The 21,332-nt window shown below is 63.8% G+C and carries 19 protein-coding genes and 1 pseudogene; 4 read left to right on the forward strand and 16 right to left on the reverse strand.

What is annotated here, in order from left to right; genetic code table 11:
• Together AAFP05_RS11060 and pgl are read left to right on the forward strand one after the other, a co-directional pair.
• Nucleotides 1–912, forward strand: a complete 912-nt coding sequence (locus tag AAFP05_RS11060; RefSeq protein WP_341729915.1) for a glucose-6-phosphate dehydrogenase assembly protein OpcA — start codon at nucleotides 1–3, stop codon at nucleotides 910–912.
• Nucleotides 913–915: 3 nt separating this feature from the next.
• On the forward strand, nucleotides 916–1,656 hold the full coding sequence (gene pgl / locus AAFP05_RS11065; RefSeq protein WP_341729916.1) for a 6-phosphogluconolactonase: 741 nt from the start codon (nucleotides 916–918) through the stop codon (nucleotides 1,654–1,656).
• 1 nt (nucleotide 1,657) lies between these two features.
• Here pgl and AAFP05_RS11070 read toward each other — a convergent pair whose 3' ends face one another.
• The 10 genes and pseudogenes from AAFP05_RS11070 to uvrA form a co-directional block, all read right to left on the reverse strand.
• Nucleotides 1,658–2,014, reverse strand: a complete 357-nt coding sequence (locus AAFP05_RS11070; RefSeq protein WP_341729917.1) for an RNA polymerase-binding protein RbpA — start codon at nucleotides 2,012–2,014, stop codon at nucleotides 1,658–1,660.
• A gap of 47 nt (nucleotides 2,015–2,061) precedes the next feature.
• On the reverse strand, nucleotides 2,062–2,313 hold the full coding sequence (gene secG, locus AAFP05_RS11075; RefSeq protein ID WP_341729985.1) for a preprotein translocase subunit SecG: 252 nt from the start codon (nucleotides 2,311–2,313) through the stop codon (nucleotides 2,062–2,064).
• 166 nt (nucleotides 2,314–2,479) lie between these two features.
• Nucleotides 2,480–3,262 carry a triose-phosphate isomerase gene (gene tpiA, locus AAFP05_RS11080; protein WP_341729918.1) on the reverse strand — a complete coding sequence of 261 codons (783 nt, stop codon included), beginning with the start codon at nucleotides 3,260–3,262 and terminating at the stop codon, nucleotides 2,480–2,482.
• A 5-nt stretch (nucleotides 3,263–3,267) separates the two neighbouring features.
• Nucleotides 3,268–4,491, reverse strand: coding sequence for a phosphoglycerate kinase (locus tag AAFP05_RS11085; protein WP_341729919.1), 1,224 nt, complete (start codon nucleotides 4,489–4,491; stop codon nucleotides 3,268–3,270).
• 124 nt (nucleotides 4,492–4,615) lie between these two features.
• Nucleotides 4,616–5,620, reverse strand: coding sequence for a type I glyceraldehyde-3-phosphate dehydrogenase (gene gap / locus AAFP05_RS11090; protein ID WP_341729920.1), 1,005 nt, complete (start codon nucleotides 5,618–5,620; stop codon nucleotides 4,616–4,618).
• 128 nt (nucleotides 5,621–5,748) lie between these two features.
• Complete coding sequence (whiA, locus tag AAFP05_RS11095; protein WP_341729921.1) at nucleotides 5,749–6,732, reverse strand: DNA-binding protein WhiA; 984 nt, start codon at nucleotides 6,730–6,732, stop codon at nucleotides 5,749–5,751.
• A gap of 69 nt (nucleotides 6,733–6,801) precedes the next feature.
• A complete protein-coding gene (yvcK, locus tag AAFP05_RS11100) occupies nucleotides 6,802–7,737 on the reverse strand; it encodes a uridine diphosphate-N-acetylglucosamine-binding protein YvcK (RefSeq protein WP_341729922.1) in 936 nt (311 codons plus the stop codon).
• Nucleotides 7,734–8,624, reverse strand: a complete 891-nt coding sequence (gene rapZ / locus AAFP05_RS11105) for an RNase adapter RapZ (protein WP_341729923.1) — start codon at nucleotides 8,622–8,624, stop codon at nucleotides 7,734–7,736. The genes yvcK and rapZ overlap by 4 nt, the downstream gene beginning before the upstream one ends.
• 49 nt (nucleotides 8,625–8,673) lie before the next feature.
• Nucleotides 8,674–10,662, reverse strand: a complete 1,989-nt coding sequence (gene uvrC, locus AAFP05_RS11110) for an excinuclease ABC subunit UvrC (RefSeq protein WP_341729924.1) — start codon at nucleotides 10,660–10,662, stop codon at nucleotides 8,674–8,676.
• Nucleotide 10,663: 1 nt separating this feature from the next.
• A pseudogene (gene uvrA / locus AAFP05_RS11115) lies at nucleotides 10,664–13,722 on the reverse strand (excinuclease ABC subunit UvrA).
• A gap of 148 nt (nucleotides 13,723–13,870) precedes the next feature.
• Between uvrA and AAFP05_RS11120 the strand changes: the two are divergent.
• Complete coding sequence (locus AAFP05_RS11120; RefSeq protein ID WP_341729925.1) at nucleotides 13,871–14,605, forward strand: maleylpyruvate isomerase family mycothiol-dependent enzyme; 735 nt, start codon at nucleotides 13,871–13,873, stop codon at nucleotides 14,603–14,605.
• Between the two features lie 55 nt (nucleotides 14,606–14,660).
• Complete coding sequence (locus AAFP05_RS11125) at nucleotides 14,661–15,323, forward strand: MBL fold metallo-hydrolase (protein ID WP_341729926.1); 663 nt, start codon at nucleotides 14,661–14,663, stop codon at nucleotides 15,321–15,323.
• Between the two features lie 81 nt (nucleotides 15,324–15,404).
• Here AAFP05_RS11125 and AAFP05_RS11130 read toward each other — a convergent pair whose 3' ends face one another.
• From AAFP05_RS11130 to coaE, 6 genes are all read right to left on the reverse strand, one after another.
• Entirely contained in the window at nucleotides 15,405–16,409 is a 1,005-nt protein-coding gene (locus tag AAFP05_RS11130; RefSeq protein WP_341729927.1) for a TerC family protein, read from the reverse strand.
• A gap of 294 nt (nucleotides 16,410–16,703) precedes the next feature.
• Nucleotides 16,704–18,794, reverse strand: a complete 2,091-nt coding sequence (gene uvrB, locus AAFP05_RS11135; RefSeq protein WP_341729928.1) for an excinuclease ABC subunit UvrB — start codon at nucleotides 18,792–18,794, stop codon at nucleotides 16,704–16,706.
• 71 nt (nucleotides 18,795–18,865) lie between these two features.
• The gene (locus AAFP05_RS11140) at nucleotides 18,866–19,471 is read right to left on the reverse strand and encodes a hypothetical protein (RefSeq protein ID WP_341729929.1); all 606 of its coding nucleotides are present in this window, start codon (nucleotides 19,469–19,471) and stop codon (nucleotides 18,866–18,868) included.
• Nucleotides 19,472–19,870, reverse strand: a complete 399-nt coding sequence (locus AAFP05_RS11145; RefSeq protein WP_341729930.1) for a hypothetical protein — start codon at nucleotides 19,868–19,870, stop codon at nucleotides 19,472–19,474.
• On the reverse strand, nucleotides 19,867–20,526 hold the full coding sequence (locus AAFP05_RS11150; RefSeq protein ID WP_341729931.1) for a hypothetical protein: 660 nt from the start codon (nucleotides 20,524–20,526) through the stop codon (nucleotides 19,867–19,869). Before AAFP05_RS11150 ends, AAFP05_RS11145 begins: the two co-directional genes overlap by 4 nt.
• A 34-nt stretch (nucleotides 20,527–20,560) precedes the next feature.
• Nucleotides 20,561–21,169: a dephospho-CoA kinase gene (gene coaE, locus AAFP05_RS11155; RefSeq protein ID WP_341729932.1), complete on the reverse strand. Its 609-nt coding sequence runs from the start codon at nucleotides 21,167–21,169 to the stop codon at nucleotides 20,561–20,563.
• Between the last annotated feature and the right edge of the window lie 163 nt (nucleotides 21,170–21,332).

A 21,332-nucleotide genomic window follows, 5' to 3' on the forward strand; every position in this document is an offset into this window, starting at 1 on the left:
ATGAGTATCAGACTTGACAACACCGACGCCCACGAGATCAACGAAACTCTCTTCCGGCTACGGAAGGAGGGTCGCTCTCCGGGTAAGTCGGGACAGGTGCTGACCCTGGTCATCAATACCTCGGCCGATGGCTACGAGCAGGCGATGGACGGGGCGCAGGCGGCCGGTGAGATGCATCCGTCGCGGATCCTGGTCGCGGTGCGCGGCATGAACAATGATGCCGGGCTCAACGCGGAATTCATGACCGAGCGTTCCGCAGCCGAGGTCATCAAACTGGAGTTCTCCGGTGAGGTCAACGAGCACGCCGATTCGGTATTGCTCCCGTTGCTGCTTTCCGAGCTGCCGGTCGTGATCTGGTCACGCGATCTGGCGCCCGACGATCCCGGCTACTGCGACATTTCTTCTCTTGGGCGTCGGCTGATCGTCGACTCGATGACCACCGACGATCCGGTCGCCACCGTGCGAACGCTGGCCCGCAACCACCGGCCCGGCACCACGGACCTCGCCTGGACCAGGCTGACCCGCTGGCGCGCCCTACTGGTCGCAGCCCTCAACCAGGTGCGCTCGCAGGTGATCTCGGCCGAGGTTGTGGGCCCACCGCAGTCGGCTCCCAGTGAGCTGCTCGCGGCCTGGCTGAAGATGCGCCTGGGGGTTCCGGTGACCCGTACTGATCCGGTGAGCAGCTATCCCGGTCTACACATGGTCAAGTTGACCACCGCTATCGGCGATGTGGGGCTGCAACGCTTCTCCCCCATCGAGGCCTCCCTGTCGCTGCCCGGCCAGCCCGACCGGCAGGTGGCCCTCGCCCGCCGTGTCGCCTCTCAGCTGCTCTCCGAGGAGCTCACCCGGCTAAGCGGGGACGAAGCCTTCGATGAAGTGATGGCATTCCTTGCCGCCGAAGAGCAGAGTTGAACCGTGAGCCTGCAGCGCGTGTACCGCTACCGCAGCCTGGACGAGCTGACCGTCAGCATGGCCGGGCGGCTGGCCAGGCGACTCACCGAGTTGCAACAAGAGAAGGAACGGGTCCATCTGGCGCTGACCGGCGGACTCACAGCACTGGCCCTCTACGAGTCGCTGGCAACGCTGACGCAGGCCACTGTGCTCGATCCGAGCAGGCTGGAGCTGTGGTGGACCAGCGAACGCTATGTACCCACCACCGATCAGCTGCGCAACGCCACCACGGCGCTCACGGTGCTCGCCAGAACGATGCCGTTCGTCCCATCGCAGGTGCATCCGATGCCGAGCAGCACCGGGACGACGGACTCCGACGAGGCGGCCTACGCCTACTCGAAAGAGCTCGGGGATGTCACCTTTGACATCTGTCTGCTGGGATTGGGCACCGACGGCCATGTCGCTTCGATCTATCCGAACCACCCCAGCCTGCAACTACAGTCCGATACCACCTTGAGCGTCGTCGGCGTGACCGATGCCCCCACCGCACCGGGTGATCGGATTACGCTCACGCTCAAGAGTCTCAACAAGGCGAATGAGATCTGGCTGCTGGCAGCGGGAACCGAGAAGGCCGATGCCGTGGCCCGCGCGGTGCAGCACGATCCGCTGCTGCCCGCCGGGCTTGTGCACGGCGCATCGGCAACCTACTGGTTCGTCGACAGGGGTGCTGCCGCGAAGCTGCCGTACTACCGCTGCGTGCTGTGAATCAGTAGATGACTTCGCCGCGCGCGCGGCGGCTGCGTAGACCGTCCAGCGCCTCGGCCAGAATCGCCACCGCTTCCTCGTCGCTACGGCGCTCTTTCACATAGGCCAGATGCGTCTTGTAGGGCAGGTTCTTCGGCGGGGGCGGCGGATTCTGCTGATCGGTGCTGGCCGGCAGGCCGCAACGAATGCACTCCCACTCCGCGGGGATCTCGGCGCCCATAGCGAAGGCAGGACGCGTTTCATGGCCGTTTGCGCAGAAGAAACTCACTCGAGTACGCGGTGCTGAATCGCCCCGTTCTGCCTCACCCATCGGACCGGCACCAATACGGCTGCCCTTAATGGCGTTGCCACCACTCACAGTTTTGTTCCCCTAACCAATGAGTAAATCGAGCAGAATCGTCCGGATCAGGCACCGGCGCCCATGCTGTACAGAATCAGCAATCCGACGATGCACACGACCCACAGACCACCGACGACGATCGTCAGCCGGTCGAGATTGCGTTCGGCCACCGAAGTGCCGCTCATGCCGGTGGTCATGCCACCGCCGAAAAGATCGGACATTCCGCCACCGCGCCCCTTGTGCAGCAGGATGAAGCCGGTCAGGATCACACTCAATACGATCAGCACGATCGACAGAGTCGTCACCGGCCAGGTCATCAGCGGTACAAGAGTCACGGGGGAGATTGTATCTCACCACAACCGTGACCCCGAATCCGGACCGTACCCGGTGGTCCGGCACCGAACCGGACATAATACGGCGGTGGCCGCGCCCCGGTTGTTCGCCGGGACGAGGCCACCGCCGCTGTTCGGTCGATCCGAGCGATCAGGCCTGCTGGTAGAAGAGCACGATCTTCGCGAACTCCTCGGCCTTCAGGCTCGCGCCGCCCACCAGAGCGCCGTCCACATCGGGCTGAGACATGATGTCAACGACATTGGACGACTTCACCGAGCCACCGTACTGAATACGAACGGCGTCAGCGGTCGGCTGATCGTAGAGTTCGGCGACGGCCTCGCGGATCGCTCCACAGACCTCCTGCGCGTCGGCAGGGGTGGCCACCTCGCCGGTGCCGATCGCCCAGATGGGCTCGTAAGCGATCACCAGCGATGCCACCTCGGCGGCGGAGAACCCGGCCAGCGCACCCTTCACCTGAGCCACGGTGTGAGCGACCTGATTGCCCTGCTTGCGGATATCCAGACCCTCTCCCACGCAGATGATCGGGATGAGGCCCTTGGACAACGCCTTGGCCGCCTTGGCATTGACGACCTCGTCGGTCTCCCCGTGGTATTCGCGACGCTCGCTGTGCCCCACGACCACATAGCTGCAGTCGAGCTTCACCAGCATGTCGGCCGAGATGTCGCCGGTGAAGGCACCGTCGTCGTTGGGCGACAGGTCTTGGGCACCGTGCTTGAGGGGCAGCTTGTCGCCCTCGATCAGCGTCTGCACGCTGCGGATATCGGTGAAGGGTGGGATCACCACGGCCTCGCACTTGGCGGCGTCGTAGCGCTCATCGGCAAGGGTCCACGCCAGCTTCTGAACAAGCCCAACCGCATCGATATGGTTGAGATTCATCTTCCAGTTGCCGGCCATGATCGGCGTGCGTGTCATGACGGTCACTCCCCCTTCGCAGATGCTTCGAGAACGGCCAGACCCGGCAGTTCCTTGCCTTCGAGATACTCCAGCGAGGCGCCGCCACCGGTGGAGATCCAGCCGAACTGATCATCGGCGTAGCCCAGATCGCGGACGACGGCGGCGGAGTCGCCACCACCGATCACGGTCAGGCCGTCCACCTCGGTCAACGCCTTCGCAATCGCCGCGGTGCCCTCGGCGAAAGCCGGGATCTCCGCGACACCTGCCGGACCATTCCAGAAGACGGTGTGAGACGAACGCACGGTATCGACGAACAGCTTCTCGGATTCCGGACCGATGTCCAGGCCTTCCTTACCGGCCGGGATCTGATCGGCCGCGACGATCTCGACGTCGCCGATCACCTTGCGGGCGGCGAAGTCCATGCCGTCGGATACTCGCACGTCGACCGGCAGCACGATTTTCTTGCCGGTGGCCTCGGCCTGCTTCAGGTACTCGGTGCACACGTCGACCTTCTCGGCATCCAGGATCGAGTTGCCGACCCCGTAGCCCTGGGCTGCCAGGAAGGTGTAGGCCATGCCGCCGCCGATCACCAGCGCATCGGCGACCTTCAGCAGGTTGTCGATGACGGCGAGCTTGTCGGCGACCTTGGCGCCACCCAGCACGACCGTGAAGGGACGTTCGGGGTTGGTGGTGAGCTTGCTCAACACCTCGACCTCCTTGGCCACCAGCTCGCCGGCGTAGGCCGGCAACAGCTTGGCGATGTCGTAGACCGAGGCCTGCTTTCGGTGCACGACACCGAAGCCGTCGGAGACATAGACATCGCCGAGCTTCGCGTATTGGGCGGCCAGCGCAGCGCGCTCGGTCTCGTCCTTGGACTCTTCGCCCGGCTCGTAACGGACGTTCTCGGCTAGGCAGATCTGGCCGTCGGCCAGCGAGGCCGACAGTTCCTGAGCCGAGGGTCCGACCACATCTGCGGCCAACTTGACATCGGCACCGATGAGTTCGCCAAGCCGCGCAGCCACCGGGGCCAGCGAGTACTTGGGGTTGACCTGCCCCTTCGGGCGTCCGAGGTGAGCGAGCACGGTGATCCGGGCGCCGGCATCGCGAAGCTTGGTAAGGGTCGGCAGTGCGGCCTTGATGCGGCCATCATCGGTGATGACGTCACCATCGAGCGGCACGTTGAAATCACAGCGGATCACAACACGCTTGCCGCGGACATCGTCCAGCAGTTCATTCACTGATCGCACAGTGGGTCCTCTTCTTTGTGGGTAATAGCGGGTGGGTTACGACTGGTGAGAGAAACAGGGGGTGTGCCAGCAGACTGCCGACACACCCCCCGCGAATTCACGACCTAGAGCTTGCAGAGCCCGATCAGAGCTTGTCGGCAACCAGTTCGGTGAGGTCAACCAAGCGGTTGGAGTAGCCCCACTCGTTGTCGTACCAAGACAGCACCTTGACCAGCTTGCCGATGACCTTCGTCTCGGAGGAGTCGAACACGCTGGAAGCCGGGTCGCCTTGGATATCGGTCGAAACGATCGGATCCTCGGTGTAGACCAGGATGCCCTTCATCGGACCCTCGGCCGCCTTCTTGATGGCCGCGTTGACGGCCTCAACGGTGACCTCCTTGGAAGCCTCGAAGGTGAGGTCGGTCAGCGAGCCGGTGGGAGTCGGCACGCGCACGGCCAGACCGTCGAACTTGCCCTTGAGTTCCGGGATCACCAGAGCAACAGCCTGGGCGGCACCGGTCTTGGTGGGGATCATGTTGAGGGCAGCTGCGCGGGCGCGACGCAGATCGCTATGCGGGGCGTCGAGCAGGCGCTGGTCACCGGTGTAGGAGTGGATGGTGGTCATGATGCCGCGCTCGATGCCGAACTCGTCGTTGAGCACCTTGGCCATCGGGGCCAGGCAGTTGGTGGTGCAGGACGCGTTCGAGATGATGTTGTGCTTGGCGCTGTCATAGTCGCCGTCATTGACGCCGATGACGAAGGTGGCGTCAACATTCTTGGCGGGAGCGGAGATGACGACCTTCTTGGCGCCGCCATCGATGTGGGCCTTGGCCTTGGTGCCATCGGTGAAGAAACCGGTGGACTCGACGACGATCTCGACACCCAAGTCACCCCAGGGCAGGTTCGCGGGGTCGCGCTCGGCGAGGACCTTGATGTGCTTGCCGTCGACAACGATGCCTTCGTCGTCGTACGAGACCTTGCCGGGGAAGCGTCCGAGCAGCGAGTCGTACTTCAGCAGGTGGGCGAGGGTCTTGTTGTCGGTCAGGTCATTGACGGCCACGACATCCAGATCCGCCTCCTGCTCGAGAAGCGCACGGAAGAAATTGCGGCCGATTCGGCCAAAGCCATTGATGCCAACCTTGACGGTCATAGATGTGATCTCCTTTAGAGATACTGTGCCGGGGCACTATTTCAGACTGAATGGTCGCCACTATCGTACCCAACGTCAGCCCCTGGCGTAACCGCTGGAGGCAAGCTGCTTCAACGATAATGCGAGGATCACTCGTCCTCGAGCATCTCGGGGGTCAGCGCCGCATGGGTCGATGGGATGTCCTGTTCGACGGCCGTCTTGTCGGCCATCGCGAGCAACCGCCGGATGCGCCCGGCGATGGCGTCCTTGGTCAGTGGCGGATCGTGCAGCTGGCCGAGTTCTTCGAGGCTCGCCTGCTTGTGTGACAGGCGCAGCAGACCGGCCTGGCGCAGATGATCGGGCACGTCGTCTCCGAGGATTTCCAGTGCCCGCTCCACGCGCACGCCCGCCGCCACCGCAGCCCGTGCCGAGCGACGCAGGTTGGCGTCGTCAAAGTTCGCCAGTCGGGTGGCCGAGGCTCGGACCTCGCGACGAACCCGGCTCTCCTCCCAGGCCAGCACCGAGGCGTGGGCTCCCATCCGGGTGAGCAGCGCGGCGATAGCGTCCCCGTCGCGGACGACAACCCGATCGACCTGACGCACCTCGCGTGCCTTGGCCACGATGTCGAGCCTCCTGGCCGAACCGACCAGTGCCAGCGCTGCCTCAGAGCTGGGACAGGTGATCTCAAGAGCCATCGAACGCCCGGGCTCGGTCAGCGAACCGCGCGCCAAGAAGGCACCGCGCCAGATCGCGACCTGCTCGTTGATCCCAGCACCCACCAGCTGAGCGGGCAATCCGCGAGCGGGGTGTCCACGGGCATCGATCAGGCCGGTCTGGCGTGCCAGTGCTTCGCCGTGGCGGGTCAACCGGAGCACGTAGCGGGTACTGCGGTGGATGCCGGAACTGTTGAGGACCAACACCTCGCAGTCGTAACCGAAGAGGTCTGTGATGGTCTGTCGCAGGCGACGCGCGGCGGCGCCGCTGTCAAGTTCGGCCTCGATGACGATGTGCCCGCTCACCACATGCAGGCCGCCCGAGAATCGCAGCATGGTGGCCAGTTCGGCGGCGCGGGTTTCCGGCTTCTGCGCACGCACGGTCGCCAACTCCGATTTCACCTGCTGCGTCAACGCCACTCTGGCATCCTTCCACAATCGCCTGATCAAAATTGGTGAGCCGGACGAACCCGACCGCGAGCAGACATGTCAGCTATTCATCACCTGACGAAAGGCGCGTGCCAGCCGCTGCGGGTCATGCCTGGCCGAGCCATCCCGGCAACGCAGATCGGCCACCACCAGCTCGGCACCGAGAACCCTAGCGAAGGTCCTCAAATTTCGGTCATCTGCGCCGAAGCTGACATCGACCAGCACAGTGTCGAACCGCAGCCGCGGAGCATGCTCGGCCAGAACCTCCAGGTGCTGGGCGGGATCGATTCCCTTCGTCTCGTCGTCCCGTTCGATGTTCAGGGTGAGCACCCGACGAGCCGGCGAGTCGACCAGTGCGTCGGCCAACTCGGGCACCAGCAGATGCGGCAGCACCGACGTGAACCACGATCCAGGTCCCAGCACGATGAAATCGGCCTCCCGCATCGAGGTGATCGCCTCCGGGCAGGCCGTCGGGTTCATAGGCACCAGGCGAACCGCCACGACATCGCCGCGAGTGACTGCCACCTCGTGCTGGCCGGTGACCACCGACGGCTCGTCGGGATGCTGCGGATCGGCGCCGATCACATCGGCTTCGATGGTCAGAGGTTCCAACGACATCGGCAGCACCCGCCCGCACACGTTGAGCAGTCCGGCGACCATGTCGAGGCCCTGTACTGCGTCCAGCTGCTGCCAGATGCCTTCGATCAGCAGATTGCCGATCGCATGGCCGTTCAAGGGACCCGCGCTGTGAAAGCGCGACTGCAGCACCTTGGCCCATTGCCGTCCGAGCGGATCATCTCCGCACAACGCGGCCAGGGCCATCCGCAGATCGCCAGGTGGCAGCCCACCCAATTCACGACGTAACCGGCCTGAGGATCCGCCGTTGTCGGCGACCGTCACCACGGCCACCAGCTGATCGGTGATCTGCCGCAAGGCCTGTAGCGACGTCGACAGCCCGTGTCCGCCACCCAGGGCGATCACCTTGGGCGACGTCATTCCCGCCCCAAATCACGGTGAAGGACGCTGACCTGCACCCCCTTGGCTCGCAACCGCGCCGCGAAAGCCTCGCTCATGGCGGTGCTGCGGTGCTTGCCACCGGTGCAGCCGATAGCAATGGTCGCCTGACGTTTACCTTCGCGGAAGTAGCCGGGACCGATGATATCGATCAGGCTCACCAGCTGATCGAGGAACTCGGCTGCGCCCGGCTGCGACAGCACGTAGTCGCTGACTTCACGCGCGAGCCCGGTCTGCGGACGAAGATGCGGCACCCAATGCGGATTGGGCAGGAAGCGCACATCAAAGACCATGTCCGCGTCGACGGGCAACCCGTTCTTGAAGCCGAAGCTCATGATCTGGAATCGGGTGGCCTGATCGTCGCCGGTGCCATAGATGTGCCCGACGCGGTGAGCAAGCTGATGCACATTGAGAGTCGAGGTATCGATCACCACGTCGGCATCGGCACGCAGGTTGCGCAGCATCCGCCGTTCCTTCGCTACGGCCTGGATGATGCTGCCGCCGCCCTGCAGCGGCAGTGGCCTGCGTGAGGACTCCTGACGGCGCACGATCGCCTCGTCGCTGGCTTCGAGATAGCAGATCTCGCAACGAATGCCCTGAACCTCAAGCTGAGCCAGGCTGCGCGGAAGTTGATCGAACATCTCGCGGGAGCGGACATCCAGGCCCACCGCGACCCGGTTCTGGCCGCCGCGGCGCGCCGTTTCGACCAGTTGGGAGAGCAGACCCGGCGGCAGGTTATCGACCACGAACCAGCCCAGGTCTTCCATTGCGTGGGAGGCGGTGCGCCGGCCCGCCCCTGACATCCCGGTAATGATGACGACGCGCGGGGACACGGATTCCGGATGGTTGGATGTCTGCGGCTCGCTCACGAGTCCCATTATTGCTTGTCTGAGCACCCCCCGGAGCGGACGCGAGCGATCAGCCGAGCTCGGTGACCTCGCCGGTCGCGGTGTTGATGGCCTCGCCGGCGTCGTCGTGGGCCAGCGCTTCGCGTACTGCCTGAGCGGTCGAGGCGCCGAACCCGGGCAGCGCCAGCAGGTCGTCCAGGCTTGCCGCGCGCAGTTTTTTCAGACTGCTGAAATGAGTGAGCAACGTCTTGCGCCGGACCTCCCCCAGCCCGGGAACCGCGTCCAGAACCGATTCGACCATCGCCTTCGACCGTCGATCGCGGTGGTGGGTGATCGCGAACCGGTGCGATTCGTCACGCACCCGCTGCAGCAGGTATAGGCCTTCGGAGGCACGCGGCAGGATCAGCGGGAAATCCTCCCCGGGGATCCAGACCTCCTCCAGCCGCTTGGCCAGACCGATCAGCATGATCTCGTCGTTCAGACCAAGATCGTCGAGTACCTGCTGCGCGGCGTTCACCTGAGGTAGGCCGCCATCGACCACCACCAACCCGGGCGCATAGGCGAATCTGCGCGGCGCGCCCGTGGTGGGATCGATCAGGCTGGGACCCTCGTCGCCGCCCACGGTGGCCTCGGCCATCTCGGCGCGGTCTGCGAGCAGCCGATTGAACCGGCGGCGCAGCACCTCGTCCATTGCGGCGATGTCGTTGGAGCCGTCGAAGCTCTTGATGACGAACCGGCGGTACTGCGACTTGCGGGCCATGCCGTCTTCGAAGACGACCATCGACCCGACGACTTCGGTGCCTTGCAGATGGCTGATGTCGAAGCCCTCGATGCGCAACGGCGGCGCCGTCATACCGAGCGCGGCCTGGACTTCAGCCATCGCCTCGCTGCGAGTTGCGAGGTCGGACGCACGCTTGGTCTTGTGCAGAGCCAGTGCCTGCTCGGCGTTGCGGGTGACCGTCTCAAGCAGCGTCTTCTTCGCTCCGCGCTGAGGCACATGAACGCTCACCTTCGCACCGCGTTGCTCGCCCAGCAGATCGGCCAGCACCCCGCCAGAAGACGGCGCCACCGGGACGATGATCTCGGACGGGATGGTGCCTCCCGAGCGGGTCTCCAAACCCTGGTTATCGGCGTAGAAGCCGAAGCAGAAGCCCTCGATGAGCTCGGGAAGGTCTGTCTCGTCGGCCCGGTCGGCGACCCAGCAGCGCTCACCACGCACCCGGCCGGAGCGGATGTGAAAGATCTGCACCGCGACTTCGAGCGGGTCCGCGGCGACCGCGAAGACATCTGCATCGGTGCCATCCGGAAGCACGATGGCGCTCTTCTCGGTTGCCTGGCGCAGAGCCTCACGGGCATCGCGCAGCACGGCGGCCCGTTCATACTCCATCGAACCCGCCGCGTCGTCCATCTGCTTGGTGAGTTTGCGATCGAGCCCGCGGCTTTGGCCCGACCAGAACGCGCAGAAGTCGTCGGCGATCTCTCGGTGCTCTTCGGCGCTCACGCGTCCCACGCAGGGCGCCGCGCATTTGCCGATGTGCCCGAGCAGGCAGGGCCGCCCGGACGCCCGGGCGTTGCGGAAGACTCCGTTGGTGCACGAGCGCATCGGGAAGACGCGCAGCAGCAGGTCGACCGATTCGCGCACTGCCCACGCCTGCCCGAACGGACCGAAGTAACGGTAGCCCTTGCGTTTGGGCCCGCGGCCGACGAAAACCCTCGGGAATTCGTCGCTCCACGTGACGCACAGCCACGGGTAGGTCTTGTCATCGCGGTACTTGATGTTGAAGCGGGGGTCGTATTGCTTGATCCAGGTGTATTCGAGTTGCAGTGCCTCGACCTCGTTCTGCACGACCGTCCACTCGACCTTGGTGGCGGTGCGCACCATGGTCTGGGTGCGAAAGTGCAGACTCGCTGGGTCAGCGAAGTAGGAGTTCAACCGGTTGCGCAGGTTGATCGCCTTGCCGACGTAGATGACCTGCCCATTCGGGTCGCTGAAACGATAGACCCCTGGTTCGGTGGGAATCGATCCAGGTGCCGGACGATAACTCGCTGGATCGGCCATCTCAGGCGGCCGGCGTGCGGTTGGTCGTGGGCTGCTTGGCCTTGGTGGCCTTGCCCGCGCTGGCAGCGTTTGCCCTCGTACCCGCAGGCTTCGCCGGCGACCGGCCGCCGGCGGTGCCTGCTGCGTCCTTGGGCCTGCGGGTCCGCTTCGCCTTGGCCGGCGGTTCGGCCGCCAGCAGCGGCTCCGGCTCGGGCTGCGCCACGGGCACCTCGCGCCCGCGCAGGATTTCGGCGAGGAAACGGCCGGTATGCGACTCGGGAATCTTGACGACCTCCTCCGGGGTGCCGGTGGCCACCACCTCACCACCACGGAAACCCCCTTCGGGGCCCATGTCGATCACCCAGTCGGCGGTCTTGATGACATCAAGATTGTGTTCGATGACCACCACGGTGTTGCCGCCATCGACGAGTCGATTGAGCACATCGAGCAGCTTGCGAATGTCCTCGAAGTGGAGGCCTGTGGTCGGCTCGTCGAGCACGTAGACGGTGCTGCCGGTGGAGCGTCGCTGAAGTTCGGAGGCCAGCTTCACCCGCTGCGCCTCGCCACCCGACAGCGTGGTCGCGGCTGCCCGAGCCGTACGTAGCCGAGGCCCACCTCGACCAGCGTCTTCAGATGCCGCGAGATGGCCGAGATCGGAGCGAAGAACTCTGCGGCCTCCTCGATCGGCATGTCGAGCACCTCGGCGATCGTCTTACCCTTGTATCGGACCTCGAGGGTCTCCCGGTTGTATCGGGCACCGTGACAGACCTCGCAGGGCACGTAGACATCCGGCAGGAAGTTCATCTCGATACGGATGGTGCCATCGCCCATGCAGTTGTCGCAGCGTCCACCCTTGACGTTGAAGCTGAACCGGCCGGGCTGATATCCGCGCGCCTTGGATTCGGGAGTCTGACTGAACAGTGTGCGGATCTTGTCGAAAACCCCGGTGTAGGTGGCCGGATTGGAACGCGGCGACCGTCCGATCGGCGACTGGTCGACATGCACCACCTTGTTGATCGAGGCGACGCCAGTGATGCCCTTGTGTCGGCCCGGCACGTCCTTCGCGCCGTAGAGCTGCTTGGCCAATGAGCGATAGAGGATCGCATTCACCAGGGACGACTTGCCGGAACCGGAGACACCGGTGACCGCGATGAAACGGCCCAACGGAAAACCAACGGTGACGTTCTTCAGATTGTTCTCCACCGCACCGTGCACGACGAGGTCCTGGCCGTTGCCCAGCCGACGGACCGGGGGCAAAGAGATGGCGCGCCGGCCAGCCAGATATGCACCGGTCAAGGATTCGCGGCTGTCGAGCAGGTCGTTAAGGGAGCCGCTGACCACGACCTTGCCGCCGTGCTCGCCGGCGCCCGGACCGATGTCTACCACATGATCGGCCGCCCGAATGGTGTCCTCGTCGTGTTCGACAACGATCAACGTGTTGCCCAGATCGCGCAGCTTCAGCAGGGTTTCGATGAGCCGCCGGTTATCACGCTGATGCAACCCGATGGACGGCTCGTCGAGCACGTAGAGCACGCCGGTCAGCCCGGACCCGATCTGAGTAGCGAGCCGGATGCGTTGCGCCTCTCCGCCGGACAGTGACCCGGCGGCGCGCGACAGAGTGAGGTAATCGAGGCCGACATCGAGCAGGAACCGCAGCCGCTGGCTGATCTCCTTCAGCACCTGGCCGGCGATCGCCTGCTCGCGTTCGCTGAGCGTCAGACCTGCGAGGAAATCGGCCAGCTGATCGATCGACAGCCGGGAGACCTGGTCGATGTTCTTGCCTGCGACGGTGACCGCGAGCGTGGATGGCTTGAGTCGCGCGCCCCGGCAGGCCGCGCAGGGGATCTCACGCAGGTAGGCGCCCCAGCGATCGCGGGCCGCATCGGTTTCGGCCTCGTCGTAGCGGCGGCGGACCTGCGGCAGCACACCCTCATATTTCTGGCTGTAGCTGCGGACCCGCCCGAAGCGGTTGCGATAGCGCACCAGCACCGGATCCTCGGCGCCCATCAGGATGTACTTACGTACCGAAGCCTCGAGGTCGTCCCAAGGTGTGTCGACCGAAAATCCGTACTTCTCGGCCATCGATTCGAAGACATGCGAATAATGCGCGGCGACCATCGGGCTGGCCCACGGCGCGATGGCGCCCTGCGCCAGGCTCTTCAGCTGATCCGGCACCACAAGGTCGGGATCGACTTCCAAGGTGGTGCCCAGACCGGTGCATTCGGGGCAGGCACCCCACGGGCTGTTGAAGGAGAACTGACGCGGTTCCATCTCGTCGAGCGAAATGTCGTGTCCATTGGGACAGGCCAGGTTCTCGGAGTAGCTACGCCGGCGAGCCGGGTCGTCCTCATCGAGATCGACGAAGTCAAGGATGACCAGACCGCCCGCGAGCCCGAGCGCGGTCTCGACCGAGTCGGTGATGCGTTGCTTGGCCGATGGCTTGACCGCGACACGGTCGATCACGACATCGATATCGTGCTTGCGCTGCTTGTCGAGGGCCGGCACCTCGGTCAGCCGGTGGATCTCGCCGTCCACCCGCACTCGGGCATAGCCCTGGGTACTCAGGTTGCGGAAGAGCTCTCCGTATTCTCCCTTGCGACCGCGCACCATCGGGGCCAGCACCTGGAAGCGGGTGTCCTCTGGCTGGGCGAGCACCTGATCGACGATCTGCTGGGGTGTCTGCTTGTCGATCGGGGCGCCGCAGACCAGACAGTGCGGATGCCCAACGCGCGCGAAGAGCAGCCGCAGGTAATCGTAGATCTCGGTGACCGTACCGACGGTCGACCGCGGATTGCGGCTCGTCGATTTTTGATCGATGGCGACCGCGGGCGACAGGCCTTCGATGAAGTCGACCCGCGGCTTGTCCATCTGGCCGAGGAACTGCCTGGCATAGGCTGACAAGGACTCGACATAGCGGCGTTGACCTTCGGCGAAGATCGTGTCGAAGGCCAGTGATGACTTGCCAGAGCCCGACAGCCCGGTGAACACGATCATCGCGTCGCGCGGTAGATTCAGCGAGACATTGCGCAGGTTGTGCTCACGGGCGCCCGAGATGACGAGTCGATCTTTCACGCAGTTCATCGTATGCGTCGGGTCCGACATTTTTCGCACGCCGCAATCGTCGCAAGCTCAAGATCCCCCAGGCCCTTGCATCCGGCCTAGCTGGACAACGACGCTGAAAGATGATCGACTTGCTCACGAAAACCAGGGGACGAATCGGGGTGATGGCGTGGCTTGGGACCTTGCACAGCAGGAATCGTTGAGCGCCTTTGCTCCGAGGTCCGTGGTACGCAAGGTGAAACTGGAGGCAACTCAGCGCTTGCTCGGCGACACGATCGCGTTGAGCGAACGGGCCTGGCAGGAACCCTCCCGGCTGCCGGGTTGGACGCGGGCACACGTTGCCGCGCACCTGTCGCGCAATGCGGAGGCCTTCGTCCGTACCGTCGACTCGGTATTGACCGGCCGCCGTGGTCTCATGTACGACTCAGATGAGGACCGCGATCTGGCCATCGAGCGGGGGTCCGAGCGCAGCGGACTCGAACTACAGATCGACCTGGATACCAGCGCTGGCAACCTCAACGGACGTTTCGACGCCGTGGAGTCGGTGCCCGGACAGCTGACAATCGAATTCAGTCCCGGATGCTTCCTGCGCTCGGATCTACTGCCGCTTGCCCGTCTCTACGAGGTGATCATCCACCACGTCGACCTGGATTGCGGCTTCGATGTCACCCAGATCAACCCGACCACTGCCCGCTGGCTGCTCGAGTGGACCGTGCTGGCCTATCAAGCGCCCTATGGCATGGCCGTCCGGCTGGTTTCCGATTCCGGCTTCACCGCTGCGCTGGGGGCCAGCAACTCCGAGACCGTGATAAGCGGTCCCGATGCAGTGCTGCTGGGCTGGCTGACCGGACGCCTGAATGCCGCCGAAGCACTCGATCTTCCCGCCCAGCCGAAACTCGCCTGATAGACCTAGGTCATCGCCGGAACCGGCACAGCGGTTCGGATCACAAGGAGCAATGATGACTGGGCTATTCCATGTCTCCCCCGAAGCGACCCCCGTCGGCTTCGATGCCGCAGGCATCAGGTGCACGAAGGTCAGCGTAGGCACCATGGACAACAACGCCTACCTGCTCGATACAGGCAGCTCACTGGTCCTCATCGATGCCGCGGACGAGGCTCCCCGGCTGATCGAGTTGATCGGCGGCCGCAAGCTTGCAGCAGTGATCACCACACATCGGCATCACGACCATGTGCGCGCCCTGGCCGACGTGGTACGCCACACCGGCGCTCAGGCGTGGGCAGGGGCACCTGATGAGGGCGCCATCGCGCATCAGACCGCGGTTCATTCGGCAGCTGTATGGAGCGGTGATCAGATCGTGGCGGGTGATATCGGTCTCGATGTGATCGGCCTGGTCGGGCACACTCCCGGATCGATCGCGTTGGTGCTGCGCTCCGACGATCCCGGGGTTGCTTCGCATATCTTCACCGGCGATTCGCTCTTCCCCGGCGGCATCGGTGCGACCGCTTCTGCCTCCCAATTCACCTCGTTGCTGGACGGTGTGATTGCGGAGATCTTCGACCGCTTCGACGACGACACGCTCATCCATCCCGGCCACGGCGATTCGACCACGGTCGGCACGCAGCGTCCGCATCTTGCCGACTGGCGTGCTCGCGGGTGGTGAGCCGAGCTGAAGAAGCGGGCTGCTGACGGCGCCGCCGAAAGGTGGCGACCGGCAACAGTCCGACCGGATCGCGACTGGGAATCAGGCTTCGATCGGCGCGTCGTCTTCGTCGTTCTTGGTCTTGATCAGCGACAGCACGGCGGTGATGGCGATCGTCACGACGATAACCAGGAGCGAGAGCAAGGTCGGAACCTCGAAGCTGACCCAGTGGTAATGGTGCATGGCATGCAGCACCAGCTTGACGGCGATGAAGCAGAGAATGAATGCCAGGCCCAGCGAGAGGTATACCAGACGCTCCAGCAGATTGCCGAGCAGGAAGTAGAGCTGGCGCAGGCCCATCAGCGCGAAGAAGTTCGCGGTGAAGACAAGATATGGCTCCTGGGTCAGGCCGAAGATGGCCGGGATTGAGTCCAGCGCGAACATGACATCGACGCTGCCCAACGTGGCCACCACGAAGAAGAGCGGGGTGAACAGGCGCTTGCCGTCGATTTTCACCGACAAGTGCGTCTCGTGGTACTCCGGAGTGGACGGAACAACCCGCTTGACGAAGCGCATCAGCGCGGTGTCGCCCTCGTTGTGTGTGTCTTCCTCGTCGCCCTGTTTGCGGTAGTCGATCACGAGCTTGATGCCGGTGTACAGCAGGAACGCGCCGAAGATGAAGAAGATCCAGGCGAACCTCTCGATGAGCGCAGCACCAGCGAGAATGAAGATGCCGCGGAATACGAGTGCCAAGATGATGCCACACATGAGCGCGAACTGCTGATACTTGCGGGGCACCCCCATGCTGCCCAGAATGATGATGAAAACGAAGAGATTGTCGATCGACAGCGAATACTCAGTCAGATAACCCGAGAAGAACTCGATCGCGTATTGCCAACTGGTCTTGCCCGATTCGGGCAGCGGATGCGCGAAGAGGCCGATTCCGATACCAAAGAGAACCGCCGCCGAGACAAAGCCCGTGATGGCCAGCGCGCATTCCTTCATCGACGGCTCATGCGGATTCTTCATCATGTGCCGCACATCGAAGGCCAGTACCGCGGTCAGGACAGTCAAGGTGACAATCCATACCACCGGTGTTACGTGCATCGGGTTACCTTCCGATTAGAGGGACATCTGGAGGTCTCACCACTGATCGACCAGATCATACGAACGACGACATTCGATGGTGGGGCTGAGGCGTCGGAGATTCCCTGCAGGGCGGGTATCAACCTCCATGTGGACTTATAAAATGCTCAACAACACCTAGGTGTCGCCCAAATGACTATAGCATCTAGGTCCCCGGGAGACCTCCGAATGCCGGCATTGCCACTCGTTGCCCACAGTTCGCATTCTCTCGGCGATCACCATCGTGATAGTCGGCCCCGACACTGCCAGCGAGGCTCAACGACCGGCCTCCACCATCTGACGGAGTTCCTTCTTGAGATCGGCAACTTCGTCGCGCAGCCGCGCGGCGAGTTCGAACTGAAGCTCCGTAGCGGCCTGGTGCATCTGCTCGGTCAGTTCCTGAATCAGGTTGGCCAGTTCGGCGGCTGGCAGGTTCGCGGTGTCGAGCCCGCGCAGCTGATCGCCCACTACCGGTGCGCCACCGCCGCGCTTCGATCTGGCTGGCCCATTGGACATCCAGTATTCGGTGTCGGCATCCTCGCGGGCCATCAGGTCGGTGATATCGGCGATGCGCTTGCGCAGCGGCTGCGGGTCAATGCCGTGCTCGGTGTTGAAGGCAACCTGCTTGGCCCGGCGGCGGTTGGTCTCGTCGATCGCGTTCCTCATCGACGGCGTCATCTGATCGGCGTACATGTGCACCTGACCGGATACATTGCGGGCGGCTCGTCCGATGGTCTGGATCAACGAACGTGCGGAACGCAGGAATCCCTCCTTGTCTGCATCGAGAATTGCGACCAGCGAGACCTCCGGAAGGTCGAGGCCTTCGCGCAGCAGGTTGATGCCGACGAGCACGTCGTACTCCCCCAGCCGCAGCTCGCGCAGCAACTCGACTCTACGCAGCGTGTCGACCTCCGAGTGTAGATAGCGGGTGCGGACGCCGCGTTCCATCAGATAGTCGGTGAGGTCTTCGGCCATCTTCTTGGTCAATGTGGTGACCAGCACGCGCTCATTGCGTTCGGCGCGAAGCCGGATCTCACCCAGCAGATCGTCGATCTGCCCCTTCGTTGGTTTGACGATCACCTCCGGGTCCACCAATCCGGTCGGACGAATGATCTGCTCGACCACACCTTCGCTCCGGGCCATCTCATAGGGGCCGGGGGTAGCGGACGAGTAGACGGTCTGACCGATGCGCTCGGTGAACTCCTCGAAGCGTAGCGGCCGGTTGTCCATCGCACTGGGCAACCGGAATCCATGCTCGACCAGGGTGCGCTTGCGACTCATATCGCCCTCATACATACCCCCGATCTGCGGGACGGTGACATGCGATTCATCGACAACCAGCACGAAGTCTTCCGGGAAGTAGTCGAGCAGGCAGTTTGGGGCGCTCCCCGGTTCGCGTCCATCGATATGCCGCGAGTAATTCTCGATGCCCGAGCAGGTGCCGATCTGACGCATCATCTCGATGTCGTAGCCCGTGCGCATCTGCAGCCGTTGCGCTTCCAGCAACTTGTTCTGCGATTCCAGTTCTTTGAGACGAACCTCCAGTTCTCGCTCAATACTGCCGATGGCACGTTCCATCCGCTCCGGACCGGCGACATAATGCGAGGCCGGGAAGACATACATCTCATCGTCGGTGCTCAGCAGTTCACCGGTGACCGGATGCATCGTCGACAGCGCATCGATCTCGTCGCCGAACAACTCCACCCGCACGGCATTCGACTCATACATCGGGAAGATCTCGAGCGTGTCGCCGCGCACCCGGAAGGTGCCTCGGGTACCCGCAAGATCGTTGCGCACATACTGCATTTCGACCAGCTTGTGCAGCAGCGAGTTGCGATCGATCTCGTCGCCGACATGCAGGCTGAGCATGGAGTCGACATACTCCTGCGGCGTGCCCAGGCCGTAGATCGCCGAGACGGTCGCAACGACGATTACATCGCGCCTGGTCAGCAATGAATTAGTGGCCGAATAGCGGAGCCTCTCGACCTCCTCGTTGAGACTGGAATCCTTCTCGATGAAGGTATCGGTCTGCGGCACGTAGGCCTCAGGTTGGTAGTAGTCGTAATAGCTGACGAAGTACTCGACCGCGTTCTCCGGGAAGAACTGTCGAAGTTCGGCGGTATATTGCGCGGCCAATGTCTTGTTCGGCTGCATCACCAGCATCGGACGCTGCAAGCGCTCGGCCAGCCAGGCGATCGTAGCGGTCTTGCCGGTGCCCGTTGCACCCAGCAGAATGACTTCCTGCTCGCCGGCCTGCAGCCGGCGCTCAAGCTCGTCTATTGCGGCCGGCTGATCACCGGCAGGCTGGAAGTCGGAGTGCACCTTGAACGGTGCCAGCCGACGGGTGATCTGTTCTACCGGGCGCATGTCATCAAGGCTAGGCGGCGGTACTGACATTTCCGGAGCCGTCGCTGCCCGAGCCGCTCAGCTGGTGGCGATCAGTCCCGAAACAGGCCCCGTAGTTCGGCCGCAATGTTGGCCTCCGCCTTCTCCTGCCACAACGCACGTCCGCCGGGACTGAGATAGAGCAGCCCTCGGCGCTGCAGGCCGCGCAACTGCCTGACCCTCCTCAGCCGCCATTGATCATCGGACAGATCCGCGTTCTCGCTGCGCAGGTCGGCCACCGAGGCGCGATAGCGATCGGCATCTGCAGCCAAGATCGCCAGGTCTGCATCTGAAACGCGTTGCGCACGCAGATCGCCCGGAGGAGGACGATGCTGTTCGGTCACCCGGACCAATCTGGCTACTTCGTCAACCAGTCCAGCGCGTTCGCCTTCATCTCCCAGCAGTTGGCGAGCCAGCCGGGCAGACGCACGCTCGTCGCTGCGAGGCCGCCCCTGATACACGGCGTCGTGGAACCACAGTGCCAACTCCTCGATGGGACCACCGTTCAGTTGATCCAGCGCATGCAGACACTCGGCCAGATGACGAGGGTCATGATAGCTGCGATGCGGCTCCTGCCAGCGCACCAGCAGCTCGGCACCCAGCCCGCCCAACTGCGGGAACCTCTCGTCCCATCGGCTCGCCAAATGATCGACCTGCACTCAAATCACCTGGAGCCCCCAGCGACTCACTCCACCGAATCCGGCTGCGACCATCAGACTGACGAAGGTCCCGATGATGAAGCGCTCGGAAGCAGCCTTGCTACCGGTCTTCAGCTCAGGGTAACGCCCGATCCCCTTGATGGCCAGCGCTATCGCGATGCCTTCAGGAAAGCCTGCTAGGACGCTGGCGAAGACCGCGAGCCGCTCCACCCGGCCGATCCACTGTCCTCCCCTCAAGACATCGTCCCCGATCTGAGGTGTGGCCAAATCCGTTGTCGTGTTGACTGGTGTCAGCTTCCCGAAGAGCCAGGTCACCGCACGCCCGCCGAGCCAGACGGCCGCAGCTGCTGCGGCGAGCACGACGACCACCTGCGCGATCAGATGCACGGCCGGACTCATCGCGACCACTCCATCGCCGCTGCCACAGTGATGATTGCCAGTTCCCGAAGGCGATCAACTTCGTCGACAGCGGCCGCGGTCAACCGCTGCGAGACGGCAGCCTGCGTGATACCCAACTGCTGCGCAACTTCGCGTTGCGTGCCTGTTCTCGTCGCCAACTCGATCACCTCCCAGCCCTCGGATGTACGGCGCCCGGCCAATGCCCGCAACGCGATCAGCGCCGATTCGGAGTACCAGGCCGCCTCCTGCAAACCACCATAGGTGGCAGCACTGACATCTCCGTGGCCCTCGCCCTGCAAAGCGCTGATCAGCCGCAACGACTGCGCTGTCCGCCTCGTCTCGATGGCTTCCCGCGCCACCAGGTACGCCGCACCACGGGCTTGCCGCGTCGACGTCGGCAGCGGCATCTCGACCGGCCCGATCCCGATACCGATCCGCCAGCCGCCCAACCGGGTCAGCCGTAGCACCAGATCAACCACCGCCGAAGGCGTGCCGCAGACTCCCTGAACCTCATCGCCCGCGGTCCGCTCGAACCCCAACAACAATCCATCCACCCGGCTGAGCTCGGCCAACGCGGTCGGCACCAGGTCCGGACTCCGGCGCGAGGCCTGCTGGTCCACATTGACCACGGCAACCGGAACTCCGTCGTAAACCATGACCCTAGTTTAGGGCACATCCTTATATTTGTAACTATAAGGCTATAACCTTAGTTGTTAGAGCGTCCCATACCATCTCAACCTGGGCTCGCAGTTGGTCGTACGATCCAGAGTTCTCGATTACCCAATCTGCCGCTGCAAGCCGTTCATCGCCGCTCGCCTGTGCCGTCACCCGGGCCCGCGCCTGGTCATCGTTCAAGCCGTTGCGAGCTTTCAAACGATCGACCTGGGTGCTGATGGGCAGGTCGACGACGATGACACCATCGAAGTCGTCTTGCAGGCCGCTCTCGACCAACAGCGGGATGACCGAAACAACGATCGACCCGTCCGGCGCCGAGGCGATCATCTCGGCACGGCGGCGGCGCACCTCGGGGTGGACGATGTCGTTGAGATCGGCGCGAGCCTGGCCGTCGGCAAAAATGATCTCGCCGAGCACCTGCCGGTCAAGGCTACCGTCGGCCGCCACCACCGACCGACCGAAACGATCGACGATGGCCGCCAACCCCGGTGTGCCCGGCTCCACGACTTGTCTGGATAGCAGATCCGAGTCGACGATGATTGCACCGCGCTCGGCCAGCATCCGCGCGACAGCGGTCTTTCCGGACGCGATTCCGCCGGTCAGTGCGACGCTGAGCACGCTCACCGGGCCGTCACCCGGATCACACCGTCAGGAGTGCAAAGACCACCGACACAAACAAGGACAATCCCGTCGTCGGCACCAGCAGCGATCATGCAGCCGAGCCTAACGCGTCACCACGTCAACGGCACAACAACAGAAACGGCCCCGGACCATCACAGTCCGGGGC

Origin of the sequence: Brooklawnia sp. (assembly GCF_032229645.1) — a bacterium.
In the GTDB taxonomy this organism is placed as follows: Bacteria; Actinomycetota; Actinomycetes; order Propionibacteriales; family Propionibacteriaceae; genus Brooklawnia.